The organism is Ruminococcus flavefaciens, from assembly GCF_900116855.1.
GTDB classification, from domain to species: Bacteria; Bacillota; Clostridia; order Oscillospirales; family Ruminococcaceae; genus Ruminococcus; species Ruminococcus flavefaciens_R.
Genome location: NZ_UETD01000002.1, coordinates 426,883 through 442,861, shown reverse-complemented (window position 1 = coordinate 442,861; position 15,979 = coordinate 426,883). Strand labels below are relative to the sequence as shown.

The following is a 15,979-nucleotide window of genomic DNA, read 5'->3' as shown; positions in this document are numbered from 1 at the left end:
GTGTCAGCTATGAAGCTCAGGATCAAGAAAATAAAAAAGAAGTATATAGTTCTGGTACTGTCAGCTGTGCTGATCGCTGTCACAGCATTTACCCTCGCATATTTCACAAGCTCGGACGAGGTCACCAACAGATTCATGGGTGTATATCCTCCTGAGGAGAAACCGGTAGCTGATATAACTGTTACGGAGATTTTCGAGCCGCCCACCGAGAAAAGTGACGAGCCCTTTCAGAAAAGTGTACAGATCGAAAATAACGGCAATATCGACTGCTATATCAGAGTAAGGCTTGAGTTTTCATCATCGGAGGTCAGAGATATATCGTGGCTGTCAAATGATGATGAAAAGGATAATGAAGATGCCTATATCAATGCGTCCGAATATCGGTATTCCTCGCTGCCTGATGGCTGGGAGTACAGAGAGGAGGACGGCTTCTACTACTATACCGAAGCCGTGGCTCCTTCGGACAGAACAGCGTCCCTGATAAAATGGGTAAAGACTGTTTTCCCTGATGATGACAGCGTTGATACCGACGAGTACGACATTTATGTATATTCCGAGGCAGTTCCTGCCGACGATGAAGACGGTGAACGAATGACATATGAAGAAGCGTGGAGGTAGTTCACTGAGAAAGATACTGCGTTTCGCTGTAAACGGTGTAATAGCCCTGTTTGCGGTAATTGCGGCAGCTATTGTTTTGCTGCTGATCTTCGGGATACGAGCTTACGTCGTCAGGACAGGTTCAATGGAGCCCGAGATCAAAACAGGCAGCATATGCTTTGTGGATAGCAGAGCAGAGTTCGCAGACATAAAGCAGGGTGATGTCATTACGTTCAGTGTGTCGGAGGAAACCGCTGTCACTCACAGGGCTGTCAGGATAGAGGACGGCTGTGTTTACACAAAGGGCGATGCAAACAATGCAGAGGATGAAGAAGCAGTAACGCAAGAAAGCTTTATCGGCAAATGCGTATTCAACATACCAATGATAGGAAATGCTGTCAGATTTCTCAGAAGTCCCTATGGGATAGTGGCGGTAGTAATGCTCATAATATTGCTGATAGCGGGCGATCACCTCCTTGACAGGAAGGAAACCTCAGTATAATACAGTTTATATCAAACAAAAAAGACAGATACCTCTTGTGAAGTATCTGTCTTTTTGCTATTTCATAAAAGCATTGATATACATAGGACGGCGGCTCACCGCGTATATCATGCAGTTCAGTTCTGTTTGAAATATACGTTTCTGTACCAGTCTACTGTCTCGGCAAGTCCTCTGTCAACAGAATACTCAGCCTTCCAGCCGAGACGCTCAAATGCCTTGGTAGCATCAAGCTGCTGTATAAGTATCTCGGAGACCTCGCTCTGCTGTACAACAGAGGGGATATCCTCGCAGTTCATTATTGACTTGAGCTTGTTGACAACTGTCTCTATATCAGTTGCGATACCTGTTCCGAAATTGAATGCGTTTCCGACAACGTCCTCTTTTTCAATGTTATAGAGCATATACATATATGCGTTGACGATATCATTGATATAGAGGAAATCCCTTTTGAAGACTCCGTTTGCAGGGTGTCTGATCACCGGAGATTCGCCGTTTTCGAGTTTCTGGATAGTTCCGGGGATAAGTCTGTTGAAGTTATTGTCTCCGGGGCCGTAGATGTTTCCGAATCTGCCTACTACAACAGGAAGACCGTAGCTGTGATAGAAGCTTCTTGCAAGCATATCCTGACACACCTTGGAAACGTCATAGGGATTGCTTCCCTGAAGTATCATTGTCTCATTATAGGGCAGAACATCGCTGTCTCCGTAGACCTTGTCACTGGATGCAACAAGAACGCTTTTTACAGTATCCATGTGCAGTCTTGCTGCATCGAGGATATTATATGTACCGACAATGTTTACCTGAAAAGTAACCTTAGGCATCTTGTATGCAAGGTCCTGAAGAGCAACTGCGGCAAGGTGGAATATTACCTCGATCTTCTGCTCTACGATTATCTGCTCTATGAGAGCTCCGTTGCTGATATCGCCGTAGTATATGTTGACTTTCTTATCAAGACCGCATATACTGAAATAACTTGTGCTGTCGCATCTTTCTATGAGCACGGTCACATTTGCCCCCTGCTCGATAAGATGCTTTGTGATGTGAGCGCCCACAAAACCTGTAGCACCTGTTATAAAAATACGCTTATCCTTCATGTTCATTCTTTTCTCACCTTTCTGTTTTGCCTGTTGTATGGGTGATTGATTTAAATTGTCGATTTAAGCGTTCAATAGTGTTTTACATAACAGGTCATATCGAATTAATATTTTATCATATTCACCGGCATTTGTCAAGTGTTATTTTATTTATTTAAATCTGTGCAGCTCATTTTTTTTGCGTTAACTCTTGACTGAGTATAATATTTGTGCTATAATAACATGGTTTGAGTGAAAATGCAGTGTATACGTTGCTTTGCAATAGCATTATCGTATCTTGTTTGAGAGTACGCTGTGTGAGTATACTCGTCATACACCGCAGCAAACCATGATGCGAGCCGTATCTGTCTTGCTGCATAAAACACATCGGATTCAGAGAGGGAGAGGAAAATGAATAATACTCCAGGAGAGCACAAGCCCAAAAAGATCGCCGTTTTAAACGGAATCCTTCACGGCCATTTTACGGGAAGCGTTGAAGTGGTAAGAGAGCTTTATTCATTAGGCTATGATGTTACCTGCTATGTTACGGAAGAATTTGCAGACAGGCTTAATGATATTCCCGTAAAGAAAATAGTTTATTCCGCAGATGTCAGCGAAGTCGCAAAAAGACTTCCCCCATATGCTCCGCCTTTTGCGATCAACTCATTTATGGTGGGCAGAGCTACATACACGCTCATCGAGTTATTGCAGAAAGATGAGACAGACTATGATTATTATATCTGGGACTGCTTCTTCGATATAGAAGAAATGAACAAAATACTAAAGATCGATCCTTCCAAATTTACTATTATCTATCCCTCTTTCATACTTACAGACGAAAACCAGTTTGACAACATCAGATTAGTAGGACTTCAGTGGACAAGTCAGCATTATAATATCAATCTTCATGATTTTGTTGGTCTTATATTTACTCCCAATAAGTTCAAGAAGCTGATACTTACTTCCAAATTCTTCCATCTCAGACCCGAGGATACCGATGAGACCTGCTACTTCATAGGTCCTCATATAGAAAAGAGAGTTGTTGACAAGAACTTCGACTTCAAGAAGGATGTGAACAAGAAACTGCTGTTCATCTCACTTGGAACTATCTTCGGAAAAGACCTTGATTTCTATCACCAGTGTATCGAGGCTTTCAGAGACTCTGACGAATATCAGGTCATCATGTCTGTGGGCAAATTTGTCGATATCGAACAGACTTTCAAGGAGATACCCAAGAACTTCAGCATCTACAATTACGTTCCCCAGACTCAGCTTCTGCCTGATGTTGATGTTTTCATCACTCATGCAGGCTTCAATTCAACCTCTGAAGGTCTGGCAAGCGGAGCTGCTATGGTACTGGTTCCTCAGGCAGTTGACCAGTTTGACGTTGCCAAAGTTGTTCAGAAGCTGAACGCAGGCATAGCTCTCAACAAGCATGAGATCAATATAACTGCTGATGTGATCAAGAATGCAGTTGACAGTGCTTATGCAAGGAGAGATGAGTTCAAGGCAGGCACAAAGGCTATCATGGATTCATTCAATGAAGCTATAAGCAACAGAAAAGCAATATACGATGAAATATTTGCCTGATCCCAATATGAGATAATTAAAACGGATAGCTCGTCCAAGCGTGACGGCTATCCGTTTTTTATTATTATGAGTCAATACACCATTATCTGGATAATGCGGTGCATATCAGTGCAAGGACGCCGCTTGCGGCGATATAGGCGATGATCTCTTTCAGATGTGCTTTTGTGTTGTAGCCAAACAGATGCGGTCCCACGATGTTTTTCACTTCGGGGTAATAATGGGGGAAGAAGTTGCTGTGGCACAGCAGGAACCAGTCAAAAAAAGCAATATCAAAGGCTTTCATTCCCAGAAACATTATAATGAACCTCAGAAAAAACTGCCCTATTGCGAAATAATTCCTTATACCGTCCCATGCGCCCAGCAGTACAGCTCCCGCCATCAACAGAAGTGCAATTATCAGCATACACCAGCCAAGTATATGCTGTCCTTTGAAGCGTTCGGGCTTTGGCTGAGCGGCTTCCTGAATTTCCTTCGGAGCTGATGAGAAGAAGCGTTTATCCTGAATAAATCCCACAGCTCCCCAGAGCAGGAGAAGAAGTCCTGCCATCATGATGAAAGTTAAAACAAGTGTTGTCATTTTTGCTCCTTTATGCTATATTACACTATCTCTTTACCGCACAGAAATACACCATAGAGCCCTCAACGATAAAATCAGTGAGGTCATATGCCTTTTCCAGACGCTTTTTCAACATCTTAGCTGTATCAAATGGCGGTGTGAACCAGCCCTTTTTTGCAAGTATGTTCCGTACAAGGCTGTCGGTGACCTTCGACTCTCCTCTTATGTAAAAGCAGGCTATGAATTTTCCGCCCTTTTTCAGAACACGGAAGGTCTCGCGGAATGCAGCTTTCTTATCGGGAAATGCGTGAAAGCCGTTCATGCTCAGAACAATGTCAAATGTTCCGTTTTCATATGGAAGCTTCCCGACATCGCCTTGTGAAAGCTTCACATTTTCAAGGGAGCCAAGCCTCTCACGAGCCTGTGAGAGCATATCCTCGCTGTAATCAAGACAGGTTATATCCGCGCTTTGCATTGCGGAATACTTTTTATGCGTGAAAACAGCTGTGCCTGCGGGAACATCAAGGAGCTTGCCCGAAAGATCATCCGGAATAAACGAAAGAACCTTTTCGGCTATCATATTGTCATCAACACCGCTCCAGAACAGGCGTATGTAGAGCTTGCTCCACCACTTATCCTGCGTGAGAACATCGTCGTATATATCCCGTGACTGTCTGTATGAGCTTGTTATATTTGTATATTGTTCCGCAGACTCTGCGGATTTCCTTACAACGCAGTGCAGGCGGCAGAATCCGCGCTTTTCAAAGGATTCCATATGAAGTCCTGCATTATTGCAAAGCTTTCTGATATCCTCTCTGCCGTAAATGCGGAAATCGCCCTTGCCTATGAGATGTGCAAGCGGTATCTCCACATTATTGCACAACCAGCGTATTGCCGCAGAATCCATAGTCATATCGCGCAGAACGAGTCTCCCGTTCGGACGAAGAACACGGCTCACACTGTTAAAAAAGCTCTGAGGGTCGGGGTAGTGGTGAAAGCTTTCACAGCATATCACCACATCGAAAGAGTTGTCGGCAAATGGCAGTTTTTCGCAGTCTCCGACTACGAGTTCCACATTTTTCATGTTCTTGCGCTTTGCGACCTCTATCATCTTCGGAGTAAGGTCAATGCCCGTGTAGTGTTTGTCGGGGTATTTTTTATTCAGCAGAGTAAGCATTGGACCCGTTCCGCAGCCGCAGTCCAGAAGGTCGGTGAAAGGCTCTTTTTCAAGCTCTGCCAATACGTCGGGATAGTCCTGCTTACACAGCTTGTAAATCCCTGCCTCGTCAGATTCATAGACCTCCGCGGCCTTGGTAAATTCCTTTACAGATAGATCTTTGTATTCCTTTGCGTTCAAAACAGTTCCTCCTTTTTTTGCTGCTGAATGGTATCAGCAATGTAAAGCTTACAACAGTTCGCTTATATTTAACGCTCTGAAAGTCAGAAGCAAATTTATAATTTATTATTCGTTAGAAGCTGCTAACAATATTATAACACAGCATTTTTGTTTTTGCAAGATTTTTGCCGCGGATCGAGTCCAATAGTTAACGAGCACAGGGCTCCAAGGAATAATTTTATTGATATTATAATGACCGCAAAAATGATAAACTGAATTCAATGACTTTCCTGAACAGGATAACCGAATAGATCTGAATAATCAAGCGGACTCTTGTGAGTCCGCCTTTTTTGACCTTTAAATAACAGTTGACCGGTTATTTGCTTTTTCTGAACTCTGACGGTGACATACCGACTTTATCCTTGAACTGTCGCATAAAATGAGTGGCATTCTGATAGCCGCAGGAAGCAGCAACTTCGCTGATACGCAGGTCTGTTGTCTGCAGGAGCTGTCTTGCCATTTCTATGCGGGCTTCAAGTAGATCGTCGATGTAGCTTATGCCGAAATGATCCTTGTACAGCTTCTGAACATAGCTTTTACTGATATTCAGGCGCTTTGCAAGCTCATTGAGGGTCCAGTTCAGCTCGGGAGCTTTATGTATTTCTCGCCTTAACTTCTTCAGCTCGCTTATACCTGTAAAGCCTTTTTCTTTTGGTTTGCGGGCGTTCAGCAGGTCCCACAGCTCGGAAACGCATTTTTCTGCAGGATAGGATGCTTCTCCGCAGACATAGTACGGTTCGGGAAGAAAAGCCGCTGCTGTTCCTTCCTGCATTTTTCGTATAAGCATTTCGAGTTGTATGATCAGTTCTTCCGCCAGCGTTTCGGGAGCTCCATTTTCAGGTGGTTGAAATACGATAGCAAATGTCATCTTATCAAGATGTGCCGTCACCTTATTACGTCCCGATATCAGGCGTATTGCGTTTGCAAGCAGGAGATCGGACTGCAAAAAAATATCTGAAAGATCGTTTTTTGTCCGTCTGTTCGGAACAGCAGCTAACTGCGAGACAGTGACCAGCATTATAAAGTTTCTGCCGCTTAACTCTTTTTGCTTTTCAAGATATAGGAGAAGTCCCTTTTTACTGAGCATATCAGTCATTTTATCATAGAGGGAGGACTCCTCGATCTTCTTTTGCAGATATTCGGCATAGAGCTTATGCCGCAGGATACGCAGACCGTTTGCAAGCGAGCTCATATAGTTGAACAGCATCAGCGATACAGTAAAATCAAGGGCACTCTCATAGGTAAATCCGAAATAGCCGAATACCTGCGATGAGGCATGAAGCGGAAGGACAAATACCAGCGTCGGTCTATGCGGACCCATGAGAACGGGAACTATATCCTTTGTCGGAAATATGCTGCCTTTAACGCCTGTGGTCCATGCGTCTTTTGACAGCGCGCAAAGCATCTGTTCGGGAAATGGCTGTGTCGGACAGACGTCGGGATGTTCGGGATCGCTGTCCCAATTGGGCAGAATGCATATATACAGGGATTTATAGCTTTTAATTATATGAGCTGTCTGATCGACTATATCGGTCAGCTCATCAAGAGAGTCTACACTTGATGTTCTTGTGATGACATTGGCATTTACGCGCATTTCAAGCATAGCGCCGATTTCGGCATCGCGCTGTATCTGTTCACGCACTTTCAGGGCAGCAGTCTGATAATCGGTCATACGCTCTACGCATCCGCAGCTTGCGCCGTAAATAATGTGCATATCAGACTTCTGTGCATCAGCAGCTATCCCTAAAAGCTTATTAACGCCTGCTTTGCCAAGCTCAAACATATTTCCGCTTACGGTCGTTAAGGAAGGAAAGTTTGATATGGCAGCTATATGCCCGTCATAGCCCGTAACTATCACATCGTCGGGAACGGAGATACCACCGCTGTGCAGAGCGTCACAAAGGGCAACTGCCATAGTATCGCTTGCACATAAGACAGCATCGGGAAGTCTGCGCTTATGCTCGATGAATTCGTTTCCGAGTTCGGTCGCGCGGAATTTCCAGAAGTCTCCGTAAATAATCTCATACGAGCAGCCGTGTTTATTGGCAGAACGCAGAAATCCCGAGATACGCTGCTCGGAATCGGGGATCCCTTCGGGACCTGCAAGAAATATCAGGTCGCGGCAGTTGTGTTTTTCGATGATGTGGTCTGTAAGTTCACATACTGCTTCTGCCTGAGGTATAGATACCGTTTCAAAGCCGAGTTCTGTTCCTCCGAGGTCCACACAGGGAATGGCGGCTCTCCTGATCAGCTCGGAGAGAGTTTTACGGACGGTTGCCTTGACAAAATACTGCGAGACGAGCAGTATACCATCAAGCTCGGCACGTTCAAGCAGGAGGTAGATACTTTCCTCGCCGGTCATTATTTCGTTCTGGATATGGAATTCCATTCCATTTGTTGCGGTCGTCAGGACTATGATATCGCAGTCCGCAGCAGAGGCGGTCTTATATATCCCGTCGAGAACCTCAACTTGCAGATCGTCGGTTATTGATGGTATTATCACGCCTATCCTTTTCATCGTATCACCGTCCTTTACAGTATTATACATCAAAATGAGGAGAGATGTCAATAAAAATTATGTATTGTGTAAGTGCAATTGTGTAAAATGTTATTGAATTGGCATATTTATTATGCTATTATCTAAATAATGGGTGATAGTGAAAAAGTATACAGTAAAGCAGATGTTATCTGCGATAACGGCAAGCCGATTTTGGTGAAAAAGGCTGCTGTACGGGGAATATTCGGGACAGTAATGGGGAGATAATTGTTTTTGGAGGATTATTATGAAGCGCATCAGATTACTTGCAGGATTGTTATCAGCGGCAATGTGTATGTCGATAATGGCAGTGCCGCAAAGCAGCGGTATGCCTGTGAAGCTCAGTGCATCGGCTGTCACCGTGTCTGAGTTTCCCGAGGAATACAAATACGCTGCGGACTGGATATGGACCAACCGCATCGAACGCGAAAAGTCCACAGAGCGCCGCAATACTATCTTTGACCAGATAGAAGCAGGCAAGGGAACTATCAATTATGTTGTGAAATGGCAGTCATACCGTACTGTTACATATGAGCAGAGACAGCAGTTCGAGAAATTGCTCTCGGACAGTATCAATGCGTGGAATGACCGCCTTGCAGGTTACGACGGCTGGAAATACGACCATATCGATGTTAAGGTAGTCGGATGGGCTGTCATAGATAAGAACTGCCTGCTGGACCTTCACGACGATGAGACTGTTTACACCGATACAAAGTATTATGACGCTCAATATGATACCTCAAACGGACGGGATACTATCCCCGATAAGGAGCCTTATGCGCCGTTGGAGCTTTCCAGATTTGAGCATTTTCAGGACAAAAACTATGCTTATCCCGGCGGACTTGACAAGCGCTTCGATATGTATATGTGGGCAACTCAGGGATTTCCCGATATCGGCGGCTGCGGAGGCGACTGGGGACAGCGTCTCTCCGATACCGCATACCTCAGTATGCTTGGCGGCTTCGGCAGCCATGTTCTTGAACACGAGATAGGTCACGGCTTCGGTATGACCGATTTTTACGGCGGTGAAGGTGAAATGGACGGTTTTCCGCCCGGAGGCTTCCCCGGCGGCGAAAACTCAATAATGATGGCAGGTTCGGCTGCAAAGATAACTGATTTTGACGGCTGGATGCTGAGATATATCTGGTCTGAGATAAAGAATGATGAGGGCAGGTTCGATCTTTCGGCACCTGCGCCTGCTGCAAGCTTAAAGGGCGATGTCAATGCAGACGGAAGCTTCAATGTAGCAGACCTTGTATTGTTACAGCACTGGCTGCTGGGACGAGATGATGCAGTTCTTGCCGACTGGAAGGCAGCCGATCTCTGCGAGGACGATGGTCTTGATGTATTTGACCTGTGCCGCATGAGAAAACTGCTTCTTGAGGGAGAAAGCCCGTATGAAGAACCGCAGGGCAGCTTCATTACCGCGAATATGGCTAAGCATGGTGCTTCTCTGCCGACTCAGGGAAGAGCAAAAATGGTCATTTTCTATGTGGACTTCCCTGACTGTAAATACGACTATTCTCCAAGCACAGAGGAGCTCAACAGTATTTCCTTCGGAGCGGCAGATGAGTCATCTCAGTGCTATCCTTTTGAGAGCTTTTCTGCCTTTTACGGCAGAGCCTCTAAAGGCGCCATGGAGCTTGACGGTCAGGTGTTCCGCTATACTACAAAGGAAAAACAGGCTGTATATGACGATAACAAGGTAAAGATCGCCGAGGAGTGCTATGAGGCTTTCAAGGATCAGGTGGACTTCTCTCAGTTTGACGGCAATGGTGACGGCAGGATCGATGCGACTCTGTTCACAGTTCCCGAAAAAGCAGGAACAGACCACTGGTGGCCCTGTGCAGGAGCTTTCGGCGACCCTCAGTACCGTGTTGACGGCGTCGGCGTCGGACATATCATAACAGGCAATGCACAGATAGGCTCCACCAAGGACTATATAAATTACATAAGTTCGTACTGTCACGAGCTGGGTCACTGTACGGGACTGCCCGATTATTATCTGTTTACAAATCCCGCTGACAGCGAGGGTATGCACGGTACGGCAGGCATCGAGCTCATGGATACCGATGCAGGCTCTGATTTCGGTGCATTCTCCAAGCTTATGGAGGGCTGGTATCATGACGGACAGGTTCAGGTTTTTGATCCATCAAAGGGAACACAGACATTTACTCTGAGCAATGCCCAGACCAACAGCGGCAACTGCATTATTATCCCCAAGGGCAAGCTTGCTGATGACTATTTCTCTGAATACTTCATTATCGAGTACATAACAAAGGACGGCAACAACAGTGCTGTCGGCTCAAAGACAGGCTGGTGGGTAAAGACGGGAGAGGGCGTCCGTATCTATCATATAGATGCGACCACTGAGTACGGCTGGAATACATATTTCCGATATGCAAGCGGAAGCGAATTCACGAATAAGGACAAGGGCAGACGCCTTATCCGTGTGATCGATGATACGGAAAAGGACAATCTTTACCACTCGGGCGATGTGATAAACGGCAGTATTTCGGGATTCCACTGGTACGACTCCAACGGCGGACAAACTGTTGAGACGGGGCTTACAATAACAGTTGGCGAGCTCAATGACGGAAAATACACCGTTACGATAGGATGATAATTCCTGACTGATAATAGCTTTATGACAAGCAAAGAACTCCTGTGGGGGGCTCCATGGGAGTTCTTTGTTTCTGAAATGTTCAGGGAAGGATAATATTATGTGAAATGTAAGAATCATTGTGTAAAATGTTATTGTATTAGTGGCTATATTATGATAATCTATAGTTGTAAAACAAAATTCTACTATAAGGCGCCTCAGATGCAGCAATTATCATTACATTTTGTTTCAGTTTTTGAATTTGTGTGATAATATGCTGTATTTTTATAGGTGCCTTTTTTATTATGTAAAAAGGAGCATTCCTTCGGGAACGCATTGATGAGCGCAATTATTTGAACCTGACATTTTATTCTTCAGTGCTGCGTATAGGCGCAGAGGTGATAAGTTTAGTAATGTATGAAACAGGCAAAGGCTCGCAAGAGACAGTATCAAATCTATTGAAAAGAGGAGGGAGGACTCTTTTCCTGATAATCCTGTTCGTGCTTATAAATTTATGAAAGTGGGTAAGTATTATGAAAAATAAGAGTAATGTCATTACAAACATTGTCGTTATCCTTTTTATTGTACTCGGTGCAATAGGCTTCACTCTTGTTATAACCGAGTATTCCGACGTTGTGGATAACGATATCGCTTCACGGAATTATCTTCAGCAGAGCTCGATAAAACTCCATGAGCTTGAAACAGATCTGTGTATTACCATAAATCTGGGGCGCAATGCAGATTCGACCGATAATGCAGAGGCTATCGAGAGCTATGTTGAAAAGATCAATTCTTCCATGAGCGAATGCAAGGAGCTTATGAAAAAGTATGAGGCTATAAAGAGAAATGGTGATGAAGAAAAGCAGTATCAGCTTGTTAAAACTGCTATGAACCAGTATAACGAGATAGTTTCAAACGAGCTCCTTGCTCAGATAGACGCCGGATATTTTGAAACAGCAAACTCCATTTACTTTGAACGTTTCATCAATAAAAGAAACAGTCTTGATGACAGTCTGAACCAGCTTCTGACTGTTACGAACGAAACTATTGACAAGCGCTATGACAAGGCTGAATTCAATGCAAAGGTGCTTCGTGTATTCTTCATCGGCTTCGGGATCATCGTTCTTGTTCTCCTTAATATGCTCGAATCACGCAGAAAGAGGATCGCCAAGAACCTCGAAACAGCCGTTGATGCAAACGAAAAGACCCAGCAGTCCCTTAACAAAGCCATGTTCACAGATAATGTCACATCTTCAAATAACAGAATATCCTTTGTTCTTGAATACGGCGGAGAGCCCGTGGAGATTTCCGAGGGTGAGGCAATGTACTTTGTGATGTATGACATAAAGGATTTCAGCGATATCAATCTCAAATACGGCACCTATGCAGGTGATAAGATACTCGCGATGACTGTTGAGCGAATCGGCGATGTATTTGAAGACGGTACCATCTATCGTACAGGATCAGATGAGTTCGTTGCAGTGATCAAGACCGATGATTCACAGGACAGCTTCACCAAGGTGGCAAATCTTGTTGAAAGGACATACAGATCGCTTACATCGGATTATGAGGTCAATAACACCCGTATTTCAGTGGATTACGATATTTCTCTTGTAAGAAAAGAAAGTCCCGATACAGTTGATATGAATATACATAATCAGCTCAAACAGGCTTTCACTCACGGAAGCAGCTTCACATCGGGCAACTGGCGCTATTACAAAGATTGAACGGTAAGTAAATAAGGAGGACTGGAAATGAATATCAAGAAGATAATGGCTGTTACATGTTCAGCTGTATGCCTTTTGACTATGGCATCATGCGGCAATAAATCAAGCAAGAAGCGTGAAAAGGTAACGCTTAATGTGTGGAAAATGGAGGACGAGGCTCTGCTTCAGCAGATGGCTGACAACTTCGTCGAGCACTATAAAGATGAGGCAGATATCGAGATAATACTTGGAAACAAGCCCGAGCACTCTATGACGGAGTATATTCAGGAAAATCCCGATGATTCTGCTGATATACTGTACTTCGCCGACGATCAGCTGGATCAGCTCTATAATGCGGGATATCTTCTCCCCATAACAGAGAATAAGGATCAGATCATCGCTGACAACGGCGGAAGATATACCGATGTCATCTCATGTGTAGTAAGAGATCTTAAACTCTATGCCTGTCCCATTACAGCAGGAAACGGTTATTTCCTCTACTATAACGCAAAGTATCTGAACGAATCAGACGTTCAGTCACTTGATAGTATACTCGAAATTGCAGGTAAGAAGAACAAGTTCTTCGCTATGGACTGGTCTTCGGGCTGGTATACATATTCCTTCTTCGGCGGAGCAGGACTTAGTGCCGAGGCAAATCCCGGCGGCACCTATAACGTATGTGACTGGAACTCTACCGAGAATAAGTATAAGGGTGTAGATGTGGCTCAGGCAATGCTGGATATAAGCAGCAGCAAGGGCTTCAGAAGCACGGAGAGCCCCATTGACGGAGCTTCGGATGACAGTGTTATAGCATTTGTCAGCGGACAGTGGGATTATGAGAATCTTCGCGGTATATGGGGCGACGATCTCAGAGCCACAAAGCTGCCCACATTTACAGTCAACGGCGATCAGGTCCAGATGTCAGGATTTATGGGCTATAAGTATGTCGGCGTATACTCGGGTACAAAAAATCCCGACTGGGCTGTAAAGTTTGCTGAATGGGTATCAAATTACGATAATCAGGTAGAACGCTTCAGGGTAACAGGTGAATGTCCCTCAAATGTTGAGGCTATGCAGGCTGAGGAAGTTCAGTCGTCACCTGCTGTTGTGGCACTTGGTGAGCAGTCTGCTTTTTCTGTACGACAGAACGTAACGGATGCATACTGGACACCTTCATCTCTGCTGGGAAGTACTCTTGCAGCAGGCAATCCCGATAAGATTGACCTTCAGGAATTGCTTGACGGAGTCACAGCAGAAATAAACGCACGATAGTACCTACCCACTTTGTAAAGACCTCCTATGGTTTATAATGTACCATAGGAGGTCTTTTATCGCTTTATAAACAGCAGTCAATGCTGCTGAATCAATCCTTTTTTAGCAGTGAGCGAAATCTTTCCATGGCTTCGACAGTGTTTTCCTTGCTGTTAAAGGCTGTAAGACGGAACCAGTTATCTCCGTTGCTGCCGAAGCCTGCACCGGGAGTTCCGACAACTCCGGCTTTTTCAAGCAGAAAGTCGAAGAAGTCCCAGCTGTTCATGCCGAATGGACACTCAAACCATATGTACGGTGAGTTTATGCCGCCTGTATAGCGTATCCCGAGCCTCTCCATGGTGTCGGATATGATACGGGCGTTCTGCATATAAGCATCGGTCATAGCCTTTGCTTCTTCCTTGCCCTCCTCGGAGAAAACTGCTTCGGCGGCACGCTGTATCACATAGGGAACGCCGTTGAACTTCGTACACTGGCGGCGGTTCCACATCTTGTTGAGACTCATCTCTCTGCCGTCGGCAGAGACAGATGTTATCGCCTTGGGAACTATGGTATATCCGCATCTTGTACCTGTGAAGCCTGCTGTTTTGGAAAGTGAGCAGAACTCAACTGCACAGCTTTCTGCTCCCTCTATCTCATAGATGGAGTGGGGGAGACTGCTGTCGGATACAAAGCTCTCATAGGCGGAATCAAAGAGGATAACTGCATCGTTTTCAAGAGCATAGTCCACCCATTCCCGCAGCTGAGCCCTGTTGTAGCAGGCTCCCGTGGGATTATTCGGCGAGCAGATATAGATGATATCCGCATGGATACTCCTGTCAGGCATAGGCAGAAAATCATTCTCGGCAGTGCCGTTGATATAGACGATATTTCTGCTGTTCATGGTATTGGTGTCCACATAGACGGGGTAAACGGGGTCGGGGATAAGTACGGTGTTATCCCTGCCGAAAAGGTCGGTGATGTTTCCTGTGTCGGACTTAGCTCCGTCGGAAACGAATATCTCGTCGATGTCAAGCTCAACGCCGAAGCTGCGGTAATGTCCGGCGATAGCCTTTCTCAGAAAATCATAGCCCTGCTCGGGACCGTAGCCGCGGAAAGTCTCAGCCTTGCCCATTTCATCGGCGGCTCTGTGCATAGCCTCTACGACAGCTTTCCCGAGAGGAAGTGTTACATCACCTATGCCGAGGCGTATGACCGATCTTTCGGGGTGTTTCTCTTTAAATGTGCTGACGCGCTTTGCGACCTCGCTGAACAGATAGCTTTCCTTCAGCTCAAGAAAATTTTCGTTAAATCTTGCCATAGCTTCCTCCGTTAAATCTCGCCGTCAAATACAAATTCTGCGGGACCCGTCATATAGATATGACCATCGGTCTCCTTCCATTCTATGATAAGCTGACCGCCAAGCAGGTCTACTGTCACGGGCTCGCGGGGACATATGCCGTTAAGACAAGCCGCCGCAACAGTTGCACAGGTACCTGTTCCGCAGGCAAGTGTCTCGCCTGCACCGCGCTCCCACACTCTCATTTTCAGATGAGTGGGGGATATCACCTCTGCGAATTCTATGTTGGACCTGCGCGGAAAATGGCCGTACACCTCGAACACCTTGCCGAACTTCTCCACATCGAAGCTGCTGACAGGTTCTTCAATAAATGTAACTGCATGGGGATTACCCATTGATACACAGGTGAATGTGAACTCACGACCGAAAGCGGTGAGCTTCAGGTCTGTGACAGGAGAGCGGTCTGCAAAAACAGGAATATTTGCGGCTTCGGTTACGGGAGCGCCCATATCCACGGTCATAGTCCGCGCAATATCGTTATCGTCAGCGTTGATACTGATGTACTTTATGCCTGCGAGAGTCTCAACGGACAGCTGACGCTTGTGGATGATATCGCGGTCGTAGACGTATTTGGCAACACAGCGAATTGCATTGCCGCACATTTCGGACTCGCTGCCGTCGGAATTGAACATACGCATACGGCAGTCCGCGGTCTCGCTTGGCATTATCAGCACCAGACCGTCTGAGCCGATGCCGAAATGTCTGTCACTTATTGTTTTTGCAAGCTGCTGAGGAGAGGTAAGACTCTCCTCAAAGCAGTTGACGTAGATGTAATCATTGCCGCAGCCCTGCATTTTTGTAAATCTCATTTAT

At 45.4% G+C, this 15,979-nt stretch carries 12 protein-coding genes; 6 read left to right on the top strand and 6 right to left on the bottom strand.

Annotation, left to right across the window (positions count from 1 at the left end):
* Window positions 1–9 precede the first annotated feature (9 nt).
* Window positions 10–618: a SipW-dependent-type signal peptide-containing protein gene (locus DSZ37_RS02095; protein ID WP_109725301.1), complete on the top strand. Its 609-nt coding sequence runs from the start codon at window positions 10–12 to the stop codon at window positions 616–618.
* Window positions 599–1,099 (top strand): signal peptidase I, encoded by a 501-nt coding sequence (locus tag DSZ37_RS02090; protein WP_109725300.1) that lies wholly within the window; start codon window positions 599–601, stop codon window positions 1,097–1,099. The genes DSZ37_RS02095 and DSZ37_RS02090 overlap by 20 nt, the downstream gene beginning before the upstream one ends.
* Window positions 1,100–1,215: 116 nt before the next feature.
* On the opposite strand, the gene DSZ37_RS02085 is transcribed toward DSZ37_RS02090, so the two are convergent.
* A complete protein-coding gene (locus DSZ37_RS02085; protein ID WP_109725299.1) occupies window positions 1,216–2,199 on the bottom strand; it encodes a GDP-mannose 4,6-dehydratase in 984 nt (327 codons plus the stop codon).
* A gap of 384 nt (window positions 2,200–2,583) precedes the next feature.
* On the opposite strand from DSZ37_RS02085, the gene DSZ37_RS02080 reads away from it, so the two are divergent.
* Complete coding sequence (locus DSZ37_RS02080; protein WP_109725298.1) at window positions 2,584–3,762, top strand: nucleotide disphospho-sugar-binding domain-containing protein; 1,179 nt, start codon at window positions 2,584–2,586, stop codon at window positions 3,760–3,762.
* A gap of 82 nt (window positions 3,763–3,844) precedes the next feature.
* Here DSZ37_RS02080 and DSZ37_RS02075 read toward each other — a convergent pair whose 3' ends face one another.
* From DSZ37_RS02075 to DSZ37_RS02065, 3 genes are all read right to left on the bottom strand, one after another.
* Window positions 3,845–4,339, bottom strand: coding sequence for a hypothetical protein (locus tag DSZ37_RS02075; RefSeq protein ID WP_109725297.1), 495 nt, complete (start codon window positions 4,337–4,339; stop codon window positions 3,845–3,847).
* A gap of 25 nt (window positions 4,340–4,364) precedes the next feature.
* The gene (locus DSZ37_RS18145; RefSeq protein ID WP_347504344.1) at window positions 4,365–5,675 is read right to left on the bottom strand and encodes a class I SAM-dependent methyltransferase; all 1,311 of its coding nucleotides are present in this window, start codon (window positions 5,673–5,675) and stop codon (window positions 4,365–4,367) included.
* Window positions 5,676–6,030: 355 nt separating this feature from the next.
* The gene (locus DSZ37_RS02065; RefSeq protein WP_181380198.1) at window positions 6,031–8,232 is read right to left on the bottom strand and encodes a helix-turn-helix domain-containing protein; all 2,202 of its coding nucleotides are present in this window, start codon (window positions 8,230–8,232) and stop codon (window positions 6,031–6,033) included.
* A 265-nt stretch (window positions 8,233–8,497) separates the two neighbouring features.
* Here DSZ37_RS02065 and DSZ37_RS02060 point away from each other — a divergent pair, with 265 nt between their 5' ends.
* The 3 genes from DSZ37_RS02060 (at window position 8,498) to DSZ37_RS02050 (ending at window position 13,830) form a co-directional block, all read left to right on the top strand.
* Complete coding sequence (locus DSZ37_RS02060) at window positions 8,498–10,873, top strand: hypothetical protein (protein WP_109725295.1); 2,376 nt, start codon at window positions 8,498–8,500, stop codon at window positions 10,871–10,873.
* Window positions 10,874–11,385: 512 nt separating this feature from the next.
* Window positions 11,386–12,579 carry a diguanylate cyclase domain-containing protein gene (locus tag DSZ37_RS02055; protein ID WP_109725294.1) on the top strand — a complete coding sequence of 398 codons (1,194 nt, stop codon included), beginning with the start codon at window positions 11,386–11,388 and terminating at the stop codon, window positions 12,577–12,579.
* Between the two features lie 27 nt (window positions 12,580–12,606).
* On the top strand, window positions 12,607–13,830 hold the full coding sequence (locus DSZ37_RS02050; RefSeq protein ID WP_109725293.1) for an extracellular solute-binding protein: 1,224 nt from the start codon (window positions 12,607–12,609) through the stop codon (window positions 13,828–13,830).
* Window positions 13,831–13,921: 91 nt separating this feature from the next.
* Here the strand turns inward: DSZ37_RS02050 and DSZ37_RS02045 are convergent, their stop codons facing one another.
* Together DSZ37_RS02045 and dapF are read right to left on the bottom strand one after the other, a co-directional pair.
* Window positions 13,922–15,127, bottom strand: a complete 1,206-nt coding sequence (locus tag DSZ37_RS02045; RefSeq protein WP_109725292.1) for an LL-diaminopimelate aminotransferase — start codon at window positions 15,125–15,127, stop codon at window positions 13,922–13,924.
* 11 nt (window positions 15,128–15,138) lie between these two features.
* Window positions 15,139–15,975, bottom strand: coding sequence for a diaminopimelate epimerase (dapF, locus tag DSZ37_RS02040; RefSeq protein WP_109725291.1), 837 nt, complete (start codon window positions 15,973–15,975; stop codon window positions 15,139–15,141).
* Window positions 15,976–15,979 lie beyond the last annotated feature (4 nt).

What these genes read in the sequence shown, in the direction of transcription:
- DSZ37_RS02095 (WP_109725301.1), top strand. Translation starts at nt 10, where the DNA reads ATGAAGCTCAGGATCAAGAAAATAAAAAAGAAGTATATAGTTCTGGTA.
- DSZ37_RS02090 (WP_109725300.1), top strand. Translation starts at nt 599, where the DNA reads ATGAAGAAGCGTGGAGGTAGTTCACTGAGAAAGATACTGCGTTTCGCT.
- DSZ37_RS02085 (WP_109725299.1), bottom strand. Translation starts at nt 2,199, where the DNA reads ATGAACATGAAGGATAAGCGTATTTTTATAACAGGTGCTACAGGTTTT.
- DSZ37_RS02080 (WP_109725298.1), top strand. Translation starts at nt 2,584, where the DNA reads ATGAATAATACTCCAGGAGAGCACAAGCCCAAAAAGATCGCCGTTTTA.
- DSZ37_RS02075 (WP_109725297.1), bottom strand. Translation starts at nt 4,339, where the DNA reads ATGACAACACTTGTTTTAACTTTCATCATGATGGCAGGACTTCTTCTC.
- DSZ37_RS02065 (WP_181380198.1), bottom strand. Translation starts at nt 8,232, where the DNA reads ATGAAAAGGATAGGCGTGATAATACCATCAATAACCGACGATCTGCAA.
- DSZ37_RS02060 (WP_109725295.1), top strand. Translation starts at nt 8,498, where the DNA reads ATGAAGCGCATCAGATTACTTGCAGGATTGTTATCAGCGGCAATGTGT.
- DSZ37_RS02055 (WP_109725294.1), top strand. Translation starts at nt 11,386, where the DNA reads ATGAAAAATAAGAGTAATGTCATTACAAACATTGTCGTTATCCTTTTT.
- DSZ37_RS02050 (WP_109725293.1), top strand. Translation starts at nt 12,607, where the DNA reads ATGAATATCAAGAAGATAATGGCTGTTACATGTTCAGCTGTATGCCTT.
- DSZ37_RS02045 (WP_109725292.1), bottom strand. Translation starts at nt 15,127, where the DNA reads ATGGCAAGATTTAACGAAAATTTTCTTGAGCTGAAGGAAAGCTATCTG.
- dapF (WP_109725291.1), bottom strand. Translation starts at nt 15,975, where the DNA reads ATGAGATTTACAAAAATGCAGGGCTGCGGCAATGATTACATCTACGTC.